The organism is Rhodococcus sp. IEGM 1307, assembly GCF_030056915.1.
Lineage (GTDB): Bacteria > Actinomycetota > Actinomycetes > Mycobacteriales > Mycobacteriaceae > Rhodococcus_F > Rhodococcus_F opacus_D.
In genome coordinates, this window is sequence record NZ_JASHKW010000002.1 from 274,176 (window position 1) to 287,309 (window position 13,134).

At 69.3% G+C, this 13,134-nt stretch carries 10 protein-coding genes and 2 pseudogenes; 10 read left to right on the plus strand and 2 right to left on the minus strand.

What is annotated here, in order from left to right:
• Window positions 1-183, minus strand: a pseudogene (locus tag QM841_RS05060) (aldehyde dehydrogenase family protein); the annotation flags it as partial.
• Window positions 184-195: 12 nt separating this feature from the next.
• Window positions 196-887, minus strand: a pseudogene (locus QM841_RS05065) (SDR family NAD(P)-dependent oxidoreductase).
• A gap of 134 nt (window positions 888-1,021) precedes the next feature.
• Here QM841_RS05065 and QM841_RS05070 point away from each other — a divergent pair.
• The 10 genes from QM841_RS05070 (at window position 1,022) to QM841_RS05115 (ending at window position 13,133) form a co-directional block, all read left to right on the plus strand.
• A complete protein-coding gene (locus QM841_RS05070; protein ID WP_283331132.1) occupies window positions 1,022-1,915 on the plus strand; it encodes a LysR family transcriptional regulator in 894 nt (297 codons plus the stop codon).
• A 152-nt stretch (window positions 1,916-2,067) separates the two neighbouring features.
• Window positions 2,068-3,432 carry an MFS transporter gene (locus tag QM841_RS05075; protein ID WP_283331133.1) on the plus strand — a complete coding sequence of 455 codons (1,365 nt, stop codon included), beginning with the start codon at window positions 2,068-2,070 and terminating at the stop codon, window positions 3,430-3,432.
• Window positions 3,433-3,463: 31 nt separating this feature from the next.
• Window positions 3,464-4,366 (plus strand): shikimate dehydrogenase, encoded by a 903-nt coding sequence (locus QM841_RS05080; protein WP_283331134.1) that lies wholly within the window; start codon window positions 3,464-3,466, stop codon window positions 4,364-4,366.
• Complete coding sequence (locus tag QM841_RS05085; RefSeq protein ID WP_283331135.1) at window positions 4,363-6,312, plus strand: oxidoreductase; 1,950 nt, start codon at window positions 4,363-4,365, stop codon at window positions 6,310-6,312. Before QM841_RS05080 ends, QM841_RS05085 begins: the two co-directional genes overlap by 4 nt.
• On the plus strand, window positions 6,309-7,106 hold the full coding sequence (locus tag QM841_RS05090; protein WP_283331136.1) for an aldo/keto reductase: 798 nt from the start codon (window positions 6,309-6,311) through the stop codon (window positions 7,104-7,106). The genes QM841_RS05085 and QM841_RS05090 overlap by 4 nt, the downstream gene beginning before the upstream one ends.
• On the plus strand, window positions 7,106-8,203 hold the full coding sequence (locus QM841_RS05095) for a Gfo/Idh/MocA family protein (RefSeq protein ID WP_283331137.1): 1,098 nt from the start codon (window positions 7,106-7,108) through the stop codon (window positions 8,201-8,203). Before QM841_RS05090 ends, QM841_RS05095 begins: the two co-directional genes overlap by 1 nt.
• Entirely contained in the window at window positions 8,200-9,924 is a 1,725-nt protein-coding gene (locus QM841_RS05100) for an FAD-dependent oxidoreductase (RefSeq protein WP_283331138.1), read from the plus strand. The genes QM841_RS05095 and QM841_RS05100 overlap by 4 nt, the downstream gene beginning before the upstream one ends.
• A complete protein-coding gene (locus QM841_RS05105; RefSeq protein WP_283331139.1) occupies window positions 9,921-10,748 on the plus strand; it encodes a sugar phosphate isomerase/epimerase family protein in 828 nt (275 codons plus the stop codon). Before QM841_RS05100 ends, QM841_RS05105 begins: the two co-directional genes overlap by 4 nt.
• 22 nt (window positions 10,749-10,770) lie before the next feature.
• Window positions 10,771-11,682: a LysR substrate-binding domain-containing protein gene (locus QM841_RS05110; RefSeq protein WP_283331140.1), complete on the plus strand. Its 912-nt coding sequence runs from the start codon at window positions 10,771-10,773 to the stop codon at window positions 11,680-11,682.
• A 137-nt stretch (window positions 11,683-11,819) separates the two neighbouring features.
• Window positions 11,820-13,133: an MFS transporter gene (locus QM841_RS05115; protein ID WP_283331141.1), complete on the plus strand. Its 1,314-nt coding sequence runs from the start codon at window positions 11,820-11,822 to the stop codon at window positions 13,131-13,133.
• Window position 13,134: the final 1 nt, after the last annotated feature.

Here is a 13,134-nt window from a genome sequence, read left to right on the forward strand (position 1 = left end):
TTCGTCATCGTGAGCATGGGTGTCGCCGAAGAGGGGGTTCTTCCAGCCACCGAAGGAGTGGTACGCGGTGGGGACGGGGACGTCGATGCCGACCGTGCCGACCTCGACCTCGTTCTGGAACTGTCGGGCGGCGCCGCCGTCGTCGTTGGTGAAGATGGCGGTGCCATTGCCGAACTGGCTGGAGCGAGCGTCGAGCTAGTACGACGCCCGGCCACCGCTGGCGTCGTAGACGGCGCCGGTCGAGAAGCTGAGCGCTTCCGAGCACAGCCATGCGACGAGTTCGGCGATCTCCTCGGGCCGTCCCATCCGGGCCATCGGGGTCAGGCTCTGCGACCGCGCGAGGATCGCCGGGTCGGTGCCGGCATTCATCGGGCTCTCCACCGCGGCGGGTGCCACCACGTTGGCCAGGACACCGGTCTTCGCGACCTCCTTGCCGAGCGATTTCGTCAGCGCGATCACGGCGGCCTTCGACGCCGAGTAGGCGCTCTGGTTGGGATTCCCGTCCTTCGCCGCGATGCTCGCCAGATTCACGACCCGCCCCCAGCCGGCGCCGGTCATGGCCGGCACGAACGCGCGGCAGAGGAGGAATGTCCCGTCGACGTTGATCCGGAACGTGGGCGCCAGTCCTCGAGATCGACGTCCACCAGGGGAGCGGACGGTCCCACGACGCCGGCGCTGTTGACGAGGATGTCGACACGGCCGAGCCGGGCGGCGAGTTTCTCGACGGCGTCGGCGTCGGTGACGTCGAGGTGCTCGTCGGCCCCCGTGGCGACGTCGGCGGTGACGACGCGGACCCCGGCGTCGGCGAGGCGTTTCGCGCACGCCGCGCCGATTCCGCTCGCGCCGCCGGTGACGAGCGCGGTGGCGCCCTCGGGATACGTGGACATGGTGTTTTCTCCTCGCGACTGTGTGCGCAGTAGTCTTGTTCTATGTGCGAAATCGGTATGATCCGTTTCACACTGTGTATGAATTGGAATATATGGGCTGAGCAACACTCGTCAAACTCGCCGAAGGGAATCCGATGGAGATTCGCTGGCTGCAAGCGTTCGTCGCCGTCGCCGAAGAACTGCATTTCGGCAGGGCCGCGGCGCGACTCCAGATGGCCCAGTCGCCGCTGAGTCAGACGGTGCGCAAACTCGAGAAGGAAATCGGCGTGCCGTTGTTCGAGCGGAGCACCCGCAGTGTCGCCCTGACGTCGGCCGGACACACGTTCCTGCCGCATGCGTACCGGATTCTCGAGAGCGTCGACATCGCGCGGCAGGCCACCCGTGCGTCCGCCGGGGGCGTGTACGGTCGCATCAAGATCGGCTTCACGGGCGTGCTCAATCACCTGTCCCTGCCCCCGCTCACCCGCGCGCTCCGGCAGCGCTACCCCGACATCGAACTCACCCTCGTCGGACGCATCATGACCCGTGACGCCATCACCCAACTGGACAGTGGTGCACTCGATCTCGCGTTCGTCGGCCTTCCCGTCGAGACGGCCTCGGTGTCCACCCGGTTGATCCGCCGCGAGCCGTTCGGGGCCGTGCTCCCGGCGGACCACCCGCTCGCGTCCGAGCCGGAGATCGATCTGCGCGACCTGGCCGAAGACGGCTTCGTCACGACACCGCTGTCGGCCGGTTCGGCATTGCAGGAGGTCGCGATGCGGGCCTGCGTCGATGCGGGGTTCCGTCCCCGCGTGGTGCAGGAGATCACCGATCCGTACATGATCCTGATGCTGGTGGCGGCGGGTGTCGGCGTGGCGCTCATGACGTCGGGCATTGCCGCGCTCACGCCCCCGGGCACGGTGTTCGTGCCGCTCACCGGCGAGCCGATCTACATGAACCACGGACTCGCCTGGTCACCGCGTCGGGTCTCCGACGCGCTCCGGGTGGCCCTCGCGGTCTCGGAGGACATTCTCCCGACTCCCGATTAGGACATTTTTGGTCTATATCTAAGACTTTTTTTGCGCTGGACTGCGCATAGTTCGCCATGACACGCTCGTCACGGTCCGGAACTTCGTGTGAGGTGGATCACCTCCGAAGGAAGCCTCGCGGCGCACCGGATCCTTGGGACGAAAGGAACACCATGGCAAGCACTTCCACTCGCGACACCGGGGGACAACCGAACGAGAACGCCCGCCGGGCCGCCGTCTCGGGATTCCTCGGCAGCACGCTGGAGTACTACGACTTCTTCATCTACGGATCCGCGGCAGCGCTGGTCTTCCCGCGAATCTTCTTCCCGGGCGGAGGAGCCACGGCGACCCTGCTGTCGATCGGCACGCTCGGCGTGGCGTACATCGCGCGTCCACTCGGCGCAGTGCTGTGGGGACATCTCGGGGATCGATACGGGCGCAAGAATTCGCTGCTGGCGTGCCTCCTGCTCATGGGTATCGCGACCGTGGTCGTCGGCTGCCTGCCCACGTACGACCAGATCGGTATCGCCGCGCCCATCATCCTGGTGCTCCTGCGATTGCTGCAGGGCCTGTCCGCCGGCGGCGAATCGCCAGGATCGTCCGCGCTGACGCTCGAACACGCACCGGACGACCGTCGCTCGTTCTACACCTCGTTCACCATGAGCGGCATCATGTTCGGCATCGTCATCTCGAGCCTGGTGTTCATTCCCGTGGCCGCGCTGCCGGACGACGCGCTCTACTCGTGGGGCTGGCGTGTGCCCTTCCTGCTCAGCATCGTCGTGACGGGTGTTGCGGTCTGGCTGCGTCGCAAGCTCGACGAGCCGGAGGTCTTCGAAGAGCTGAAGGAACACGACGACACGGCGGGCATCCCCGTCGTCGAGATGTTCCGCTCGCACTGGCGCACCGTGATCCGCATCAGCCTCAGCGCGACGTTCGCGATGATCAACACCATCGTCAACGTGTTCGCGCTGGCCTACGCCGTGCAGGTCGCCGGGCTCGAACGCTCCACGATGCTGTGGGCCATCGCCACCGCCAACTTCGTCGCGGTCCTCACCCAGCCGCTGTTCGGAATGCTCGCCGACCGGATCGGCCGCAAACCGGTGTTCGTGACGGGCGCCGTCGGCGCCGCGGGCATGGTGTTCGTGTTCTTCCACGCGATCGGAACCGGCAGCGCACCGATGGTATTCGCGGCCGGCATCGTCCTGATCGGCCTGTTCTATGCGATGCCCAACGGCGTGTACCCGGCGTACTTCCCCGAGCAGTTCCCCGCCAAGGTCCGGTACACCGGAATGGCCGTGAGCCTCATGCTCGGACTTCTGGTCGCCGGCTTCACCCCGGCCATCGCGCAGTGGCTGTCGGCGGGAGACACCGCGAACTGGACCCCGGTCGCCTGGATGTGCCTGGGCTTCGCGCTGCTGTCGTCGGTCGCCGCACTCACCGGTCCCGAGACCTACCGCACCCCCACCGAGCAGCTCGGCGAACCCGGCACGACGACGGTCGGCGCCCGGCACCAGACGCTCGTCCGCAACGACGCCTGACCGGCCCCGCCCTTCACTGCAGGAGATTGTCATGCACCCCGTATCCATCCGGCACCGGATCCGCCTCGTCGGGGCAGGGATCGCCACGTCCCTGTCGCCGGCGCTGCACGAACACGAGGCCGCCGCCCTCGGCCTGACCGACTACCGCTACGACCTGATCGACGTCGCGGCGGAGGGCATCCCCGTCGACGACTCCGGCGACACGCTGCGGCAGGCCGTCGCGGCGGGCTGCACCGGACTCAACGTCACCCACCCGTGCAAGCAGGTGGTCGTCGACTCACTCGACGAATTGTCCGACAACGCGCGACTTCTCGGTGCCGTCAACACCGTCGTCGTCCGCGACGGGCGGTTGATCGGTCACAACACCGACCACAGCGGATTCCTCGCGGCGCTGCGCCGGGGACTGCCCGATGCCACGCTCGGCCGCGTCGTCCTCGCCGGTGCGGGCGGTGCCGGTTCGGCCGTCGCCTACGCGCTCGCCGCCGCCGGGGTGACGGACCTGCGGGTCGCCGACCTCGACCCGGCCCGTGCCGCGGACGTCTGCGCGCGCCTCGCGGCGGCGTTCCCGCAGACACGAGTCACGGCCATCCCCCTCGACGCGATCGAAGCGAACCTGGAGCACTGCGACGGCGTCGTCAACGCCTCTCCGATCGGCATGGTCGGACATCCGGGAACGCCGTTCGACACCGACGCGCTCCATCCCGGACTGTGGGTCGCCGACATCGTCTACCGCCCGCTGCGGACCGAACTCGTCACGGCAGCAACCGCTCTCGGCTGCGACGTGCTCGACGGCGGTCAGATGCTCGTCGCTCAGGCGGCCGACACGTTCGCCCTCCTCACCGGAGTCACGCCCGACCCCGACCGCATGCGACGTCACCTGGGCGAACTGCTCGCCGATCAGTGCGCCCCGACCGCTCTCGAGGAGTCCCGATGACCGCGCGTCCGTTCGCCGCACCACTCGACCTGGGTAACGTGCGACTGCGCAACCGCTTCGTGTCCGCGCCGATGGAGCGCAACTACTGCGAAGTCGACGGCACGATGACCGACGACTACGTCGCGTACCTCGAGCGCCGTGCGGCGGGCGGTGCCGCTCTCGTCTTCACCGAGGCCAGCTACGTGCGGGCCGACGGCAAGGGTCGTATCCGGCAGATGGGCGTGGACGTCGACGAACGCATCCCGGGCATCGCGAAGATGGCCGCGGCGATCCACGCGCAGGGTGCGCTCGCCGGCGTCGAACTCAATCACGGCGGCCGCACCGCGCAGGGTTCCGTCAGCGGATTCGTCCCCGTCGCACCGTCGCCGATCCCGTGCGCGGTGGTCGGCGGCGAAATGCCCGAGCAACTCGACGGCGACGACATCGAGCACATCATCGAATGCTTCGGTGAGGCCGCCGCGCGCTGTCAGCAGGCCGGGGTCGACGTGATCTCGCTGCACGGCGGTCACGGCTACCTCATCCACCAGTTCCTCTCGCCGGCGTACAACCACCGCGACGACGAGTGGGCCGACCCGACGCTGTTCGTCAACAAGGTGATCGACGCCGTGCGCACGATGGCACCGGGTATCGCTCTCGGACTGCGGTTCTCGGCGTTCGAGGCCGTCGACGGCGGTCTCGACGCCGAGACGACCCGCGCCCGGATCGACGCGATCGACACCGACCGGCTCGACTTCCTCGACGTCTCCGCCGGCAACTACGAAGCCGGGCAGTGGATCATCCAACCCGGCGAGTGGCCCCGCGGCCTCCTCGCCCCGTACTCCGAGCAGTACACGCGGGACTTCGACCTCCCCGTCGGGGTCGCAGGCCGGATCAACTCACCCGAGGTCGCCGCGCAGATCATCGAATCGGGGCAGGCCGACTTCGTCAGCATGGCCCGCACCCTGCACGCCGACCCGGACTTCCCGAACCGCGCGCTGGACGGCGGCCGGTACCGGCCCTGCATCGCCTGCAACTACTGCATCGACAGCCTCGCCGCCGGACCCGTTCCGTGCTCGGTCAATCCGTGGGTGGGCCGCGAACTCGAGCAGCCGTCGAAACCGGCGGACGTGGCGGTGCGTGTCGCCGTCGTCGGCGGTGGCCCGTCGGGGATGGCGGCCGCCCGCGACCTCGCGCTCGCCGGGCACCGCGTCGACCTGTACGACGAACGTGGCAGTCTCGGTGGCGATTTCGCGCTGGCCTCGCGACTGCACGAGTACCCCGAGTACTCACGGATCGTCGACTGGTACCTCGCCGAGATCGCCGACCTCGACATCACCTGCCACACCGGCACGCGGGTCGACGCCGCCGCACTGGCGGAACTCGACTTCGACGCCGTCGTGCTCGCGACGGGCGGCCGCGGACCCGAGGTCGACCTCCCCGGGGCCGACACCCGGAGGGTCCGCGACGTTCGCGAGTTCCTGGAATCCGGAGACCCGGCACCCGAGGCGATCACGATCTTCGGCGCCGACCGGGAAGCGGCCGCGGTCGCCGACGACCTGCTCCAGCACGGCACGAAGGTGGTCATGATCGGCCCGCAGGAGACGATCGCCCACGACGTCGGCCGGCGCGGAAAGATCGTGCTGCTGCCGCGGCTCGCGGCGAGTGCGAACCTCACCACCCACCTGTCGTCGATCGTGACGCGGATCGAGGAAGACCGGGTGGTGATCTCGACCGCCGGAGAAGAGCGGGTGGTCGACGCCCCCGGCGAACTGCTGATCTCGCACGGTGTCGAACCGCGTACCGACCTGCTCGCCGCGGTGCGGTCGCTGGCACTGCGACTCGGCGTCCACACGGTCGGTGACGCGAGTGGCGACGGCGGCTCCATCCACGCCGCTCTCGTCACCGCAGCCGACGTCGTCGCGAAGATCACCGCGGCCGCCGAAGCCCGCGAGGAGGTCAGCGCATGATGGACATCCCGCCCCTCGGTCTCGGGACCTGGCCACTGACCGGCCCGGACGCCACCCGGGCCGTGCTGTCCGGCATCGAAGCCGGCTACCGGCTCGTCGACACCGCCACGGTCTACGACAACGAGGACGCCGTGGGGGTTGCGCTCGCGGAGTGCGGACTGCCCCGCGAGGAGCTGTTCGTCACCACGAAACTGCGTGGGAGCGATCACGTGTCGGGCGACATCCGCGGCGCGGTCGAGCGCAGCCTGAAGAATCTGGGACTCGATCGGCTCGACCTGTTCCTCATCCACTGGCCGCTGCCACGCCACGACCGGTACGTGGCGGCGTTCGAGGCGATGCTCGCGTGCCGCGACGCCGGCCTCGTCCGCCACGTCGGCGTCTCCAACTTCCTGGAGAAGCACCTGCGTCGCGTCGTCGCCGAGACCGGAGAAGCGCCCGTGGTCAACCAGATCCAGATGGACCCGTCGCTCGCCCGGCTGCCGGTCCGGCGCGCCGACGACGAACTCGGCGTGTTCACGCAGTCGTGGAGCCCACTGGGCCGCGGCGAGGTTCTCGGCTCACCCGCGGTCACCGACATCGCCCGGCGCCTCGACCGCACCCCCGCGCAGGTGGTCCTGGCCTGGCACTTCGCGCAGAGTGTCGTGCCGATCGCGAGATCCGCGAATCCCGCGCGCCAGGCCGAGAACCTGGCCGCCCTCGACGTGCGGCTCACCGCCGCGGACGTCGACGCCTTGAACCGTCTCGACCGCGGCGAGTCCGCGGCCCGGGACGTCGAAACGGAGGAGCACTACTGATGGCACTACGTATCGGCATCGTCGGCTGCGGAAAGATCGCCGGCAACCACGCGCGGGCCCTGCAGCAGGTGCCCGGCGTCGAGGTGGTCGGCTGCTGCGACCCCGACGTCGACCGCGCCCGCGAGTTCGCGGACGCACACGGTATCGCGCGGGCCGTCGGTTCGGTGGAGGAGTTGATCGCCCTCGGCCTCGATGCGTGCACCGTCTGCACACCGCACCCGGTGCACGAGCAGGTGGTCGTCGCGGCCGCGGAGGCCGGGATCCACGTGCTGTGCGAGAAGCCGATCGCGGTCGACGTCGCCGCGGCAGACCGGATGATCGCGGCCGCCGACCGCGCCGGCATCACGTTCGGTGTGCTGTTCCAGCGCCGGTTCTGGCCGGCCGCGAAACGCATCAGGACGGCCATCGACGACGGCCGGATCGGCGTTCCGGTGCTCGGTGAGGCGTCGGTGCTCCTGCACCGCCCGTCGTCCTACTACTCCGCCGACGCGTGGCGCGGACGGTGGGACACCGACGGAGGCGGAGTCCTGATGACACAGGCCGTCCACCAGATCGACATGCTCCAATGGTTCATGGGTGAGGCCGTCTCGGTGAGCGGCTTCATCCGCACCCACACGCACGGCGACCACATCGAGACCGAGGACAGTGCGTCCGCCGTCGTCTCGTTCGCGTCGGGCGGCACGGCGACCGTCACCGCGACCACCGGCGCCAACCACAACCTCGGCAACCGGGTCACCGTGATCGGGCAGACCGGTGCGATTGCGAGCGTCCTCGAGTTCCCGGAGGGCCGGGAGGGCGTCAACGAGATCTGGACGGTCCCCGGAGAAGTCGAGTTCCGCACCCCGTTCACACCCGGCGTCCGTGCCAATCTCGACGTCACGGAAGTCAACGCCGGACTCGCCGACTTCCACACACTCCAGGTGCAGGACTTCGCGGACGCCGTCCTGGCCGGTCGCGACCCCGCCGTCACCGGACGCGACGCGCGCGCCTCGCTGGCGATCATCGCGGCGATCTACGAGTCCTCGCGCACCGGCCGGGTCGTCGACCTCACGCCCGCAACGACTTTCGCAACAACATCCGCTCAGGAGACGCTATGACCCCCGAACACACCACCGCCACCTATGACGTCGTCGTCATCGGCTCCGGAGCGGGCGGTCTGTCCGCCGCCGTCGCCGCAGCCGACGGGGGCGCCTCCGTCCTCGTCGTCGAGAAGGCGGATACGTGCGGCGGCGCGACGGCATGGTCCGGCGGCTGGATGTGGGCGCCGCGGAACCTGTTCGCGCAGGCGGACGGCGTGAACGAGGACCGCTCGCTGCCGCGCACCTATCTCGCGCACCGACTCGGCGAGAACTTCGACGCCGCCAAGGTCGACGCCCTGCTCGACGGAGCACCCGAGATGGTGGAGTTCTTCGAGACGAAGACGGCGTTGCAGTTCGTTCCGGGCGCGAAGATCGCCGACGTCCACGGCGACACGCCGGGTGCGGGCACGGGACACCGCTCCGTCGGGCCGAAACCGGCGAGCCTCCGGAAGCTCGGCCCCGACGTCGCGGCGCTGCTCCGACGGCAGCTCTACGAGACCTCGTTCCTCGGCATGGGCATCATGGCCGGCCCGGACCTCCAGGCTTTCCTGCACTCGACGCGTTCGGCAAAGGCGTTCGTGCACTGCGCCCGCAGGGTGTCCACGCACCTGCTCGACCTCGCCACCACACGCCGCGGCCAGCAACTCGTCAACGGCACCGCACTCGTCGGCCGGCTGCTGCGGTCGGCGCTCGACGCCGGCGTCGAGATCCGCGTGAGCACGGCCGCCACCGCGCTGACCACCGACTCCGCGGGCAGTGTCACCGGTGTCCGGCTGGAGGGCCCGGACGGGGCCTACTCCGTGTCCGCCCGCCGCGGAGTCGTCCTCGCGACGGGCGGCTTCAGTCGCGACGTCGACCGGCGCCGCGAACTCTTCCCCCGCACGCCCACGGGCCGTGAACACTGGACCCTCACCCCGCCCACGACCACCGGCGACGGCATCACCCTCGGCGAGTCGGTCGGCGGGCGACTCGACCGCTCGGTCGCATCGCCGGTAGCGTACTGCCCGGTGTCGATCATCCGATACCGCAACGGCAAGGAGGGCGTGTTCCCGCACATCCTCGACCGCGGAAAGCCCGGCGCCATCGGCGTTCTCGCCGACGGCCGCCGCTTCGTCAACGAGGCCCTCGGCTACCACGACTACACGCTCGCGATGGTCGACCAGGTCCCCAACGGCGACGAGGTCTGCTCCTGGTTGATCGCCGACCAGCGGTACCTGCGGTACTTCCCGCTGGGCATGGCCAAGCCGCTGCCGATCCCCACGTGGCCGTACCTGAAGTCCGGCTACCTCACCCGCGGCCGCACGGTGCGGGAGCTGGCCGAGAAGATCGGCGTCGACCCCGACGGCCTGGAGAAGACGGTCGCAGCGTTCAACGAGGGCGCCCGCGACGGCGTCGACCCCGAGTTCGGTCGTGGCACCACGCCGTTCACCATCGGGTCGGGAGACCCGGACAATCCGTGGCCCAACCCCTCCCTCGCACCGCTCGAGGAGGGCCCGTTCTACGCGGTCAAGGTGGTGCCCGGCAGCTTCGGCACGTTCGCCGGTCTGGTCACCGACGCGACGTCCCGGGTGCTGAACGACGACGACCAGCCGATCGACGGGTTGTTCGCCGTCGGGGTCGACCAGTCCAGCGTCATGGGCGGCCACTACCCGTCCGGCGGCATCAACCTCGGCCCGGCCATGACCTTCGGCTACCTCACCGGTCGCCGCCTCGCCTCGACGACAGGAGATCAGCGATGACCGCCCCACTCGGCCTCGCCGCACTCACCGTGCTCGACACCGCGCCGCTGCAACAGGTGGACCTCGCCGAGAAGCACGGCTTCGACACCATCGGCATCCGGCTGCTGCCCGCCGCGCCCGGCACCACCGCCTACCCGCTGCACGAGGACGACGCCGCCCTCGACACGCTGATCCGTCGTCTCGACGATTCGCCGATCGACGTGTTCGACCTCGAAATCATCCGACTGGGAGCCGATTTCGACTCGAAGTCGTACGTTCCGCTGCTCGAGGCGGGCGCACGCCTCGGTGCGAAGGCCGTGCTCGTCGGCGGCGACGACCGCGACCGTTCCCGGCTCACCGACTCCTATGCCCGGCTCGCGGAACTGTGCGCGCAGTACGGCATCGTCGCGAGCCTCGAGTTCATGCCGTGGACGGCCGTGCCCGACGCGACCACCGCGGTCGAGATCGTGGCGCAGGCCGACGGGCCGGCCCGCAGCGTGCTGGTGGACGGGCTGCACGCCGGACGGTCGAGCACCACGCTCGACGACCTGGCGGCGATCCCGCGGGCATGGCTGCACTACGCCCAGATGTGCGACGGCTCGGTGCCCGCGCCCACGGACGACGCCGAACTGATCCGTCAGGCCCGCGAAGAGCGCCTCGTTCCGGGGTCGGGCGGCATCCCGCTCGCCGACATCTGGTCGACGTTGCCGGCGGGCCTGCCGGTGAGCATCGAACTCCCCAACGAGCCGCTCCGGCGGGCCGCCGGCACGGACGCGTGGCTCGCGCGGCTGGTCGCCGCCACCCGGGAGGTGCTCGCGCAGGTTCCGGCAGCAACCGGACGCTGAAGGTCCGGGCTACCGTTCTTGCATGCCCCGCCCCGACACCGTCCCCGTGTACACGATGCGCCAGCTGGCGGCGTTCGTGGCGGTCGCGGAGACCGGAACGATCAGTGGTGCGGCCGAGCGGATGCACCTGTCGCAGTCGGCGCTGTCCGCGGCGGTGACGGACCTGGAGAAAGCACTGAAGGCGCAATTGTGTGTGCGCCGGCGGGCCCGCGGTGTGCAGCTGACCCCGACGGGGGAGGCGGTGCTGTCGCGGGCGCGCGCCCTGTTACAGCAGGCGGGGGAGTTGCAGTCCGACGCGTCCGGGGAGGGCGGTGTCGTCGCGGGGCCGATCGCCGTCGGCTGCTACCCCGCGCTCGGCCCGACGATCCTGCCGTCGATGTTGTACGCGTTCACAGCCGAGTACCCGCGGGCGTCCGTGGAGTTCCGGGAAGACACGCAGAACCGGTTGCGGACGCAGCTCGAGGGCGGCGAACTGGACGTCGCCATCGTCTACGACCTGGACCTGTCCCCGGAGTGGCAGACCGTGCCGCTCATGACCCGGGAGCCGATGGTGGTGTTCGGGACGGAGCATCCGCTGGCGGGAGTCGACGGGCCGGTGCGGCTCGTGGATCTGGCCGAGCACCCGATGGTGCTGCTGGACGCGCCACCGAGCACCAACCATGCGATGGACGTCTGCCGGGAGGCCGGTTTCGCGCCCCGGGTGGCGTACCGGACCGCGAACTTCGAGACGGCGCGGGCCTTCGTCGGACGCGGCCTGGGGTGGACGCTGCTGTTGCAACGACCCCTGGTCGACGTCACGTACGAGGGTCTGCCCGTCGTCGTGAAACCGATCGCCGAACCGAAACCGGCGTCGGTGGCCGTGGTCGTGGCATGGCATCAGGAGGCGACGCTGAGCCGGGTCGCGCGAGCATTCATCCGGTTCGTCACGCCCTGAGCTGCGCATTCGTGCCTTCCACGGTTTTTCTGCAATTCATGCGGGGATAGTCCCGCTTTTCAGATGTATGTGAGTCGGGTCATTGTTTTCCGGTAGCGCGATGAGTATGCGCGCAGCAGAACCCGGGAAGGCAGACGATGACGGCAATCACCGAGGCGACACCGCCGGTGTCCCACAAGGAAGCGCGCAGGGCAGTCCTGTCGAGCTTCGTCGGTACCGCGATCGAGTGGTACGACTTCTTCATCTACGGCACCGCCGCAGCCCTGGTGATCGGACCGCAGTTCTTCCCCGGCGCGTCGACGTTCGCCGGAACCCTCGCCGCATTCGCCACGTTCGCGGTCGGATTCATCGCCCGCCCGATCGGCGGTGTCGTCATGGGCCACTTCGGTGACCGCATCGGGCGCAAGTCGATGCTGGTGCTGTCGCTGACCATGATGGGCGCCGCGACCGTCGGCATCGGCCTGCTCCCGAACTTCGAGGCCATCGGGGTGGCCGCACCCATCCTGCTGGTGGCGTTGCGGTTCGTCCAGGGCATCGGCGTCGGCGGCGAATGGGGCGGTGCGGTGCTCATGGCCACCGAACACGCCCCGGAAGGCAAGCGCGGACTGTACGGCGCGGCGCCGCAGATGGGTGTCCCGGCCGGAGTGATCATGGCGAACGTCGTGTTCCTCGCCGTCACCCAGTTGTTGTCGGACGACGCGTTCCAGACGTGGGGCTGGCGGGTGCCGTTCCTGATGAGCGCCGTGCTCGTCGGCGTCGCGATGTGGATTCGGCTCGGCGTCTTCGAGTCCCCGGCGTTCGCGGAGGCCAAGGAGAGCGACACGATCGTGAAGATGCCGATCGTCGAGGTGCTGACCCGCAACTGGCGGACGGTCCTGCTCGCGGCGGGCACGTTCATTGCGACCAACGGCATCGCCTACGTGTTCATGGTGTACGTCCTGACGTACGGCACCAAGGAACTCGGCTACAGCCGCGCCACGATGCTCACACTGCTGATCGTCGCGTGCCCGGTCTGGATGGCGGGCATGGCCGTGTCGGCCTGGAAGTCGGACGTGCTCGGCCGGCGCCGCGTGTACACGTGGAGTTCGATCGCGCTCGTGATCGTGGCCGCGGTGTTCTTCCCGCTCATCGACACGGCGTCGATCCCCGTCATGCTGCTCGCGATGATCGTGATGGCGGCGGTCCTCGGCACCACCGCGGGGCCGCAGTCGGCACTGTTCGCGGAACTCTTCCCCGCCCACATCCGCTACAGCGGTGCGTCTCTCGGCTACCAGATCGGCGCCATCCTCGGCGGCGGGCTCGCACCGTTCATGGCGACGTGGCTGTTCGAAGCGTTCGGCAGTTCGACGGCCGTCACCGCCTACTTCGTGGTGATCGCCGTGGTCAGTCTCGTCTCGATCCTGCTGTTGCCGGAAACCAACACCAAGCGCCGGGAAGCGAAGGTCGCCTGAC

Coding starts and splice junctions, on each gene's coding strand:
- QM841_RS05105 (WP_283331139.1), top strand. CDS start 9,921: ATGACCGCCCCACTCGGCCTCGCCGCACTCACCGTGCTCGACACCGCG.
- QM841_RS05100 (WP_283331138.1), top strand. CDS start 8,200: ATGACCCCCGAACACACCACCGCCACCTATGACGTCGTCGTCATCGGC.
- QM841_RS05070 (WP_283331132.1), top strand. CDS start 1,022: ATGGAGATTCGCTGGCTGCAAGCGTTCGTCGCCGTCGCCGAAGAACTG.
- QM841_RS05110 (WP_283331140.1), top strand. CDS start 10,771: ATGCCCCGCCCCGACACCGTCCCCGTGTACACGATGCGCCAGCTGGCG.
- QM841_RS05115 (WP_283331141.1), top strand. CDS start 11,820: ATGACGGCAATCACCGAGGCGACACCGCCGGTGTCCCACAAGGAAGCG.
- QM841_RS05080 (WP_283331134.1), top strand. CDS start 3,464: ATGCACCCCGTATCCATCCGGCACCGGATCCGCCTCGTCGGGGCAGGG.
- QM841_RS05075 (WP_283331133.1), top strand. CDS start 2,068: ATGGCAAGCACTTCCACTCGCGACACCGGGGGACAACCGAACGAGAAC.
- QM841_RS05095 (WP_283331137.1), top strand. CDS start 7,106: ATGGCACTACGTATCGGCATCGTCGGCTGCGGAAAGATCGCCGGCAAC.
- QM841_RS05085 (WP_283331135.1), top strand. CDS start 4,363: ATGACCGCGCGTCCGTTCGCCGCACCACTCGACCTGGGTAACGTGCGA.
- QM841_RS05090 (WP_283331136.1), top strand. CDS start 6,309: ATGATGGACATCCCGCCCCTCGGTCTCGGGACCTGGCCACTGACCGGC.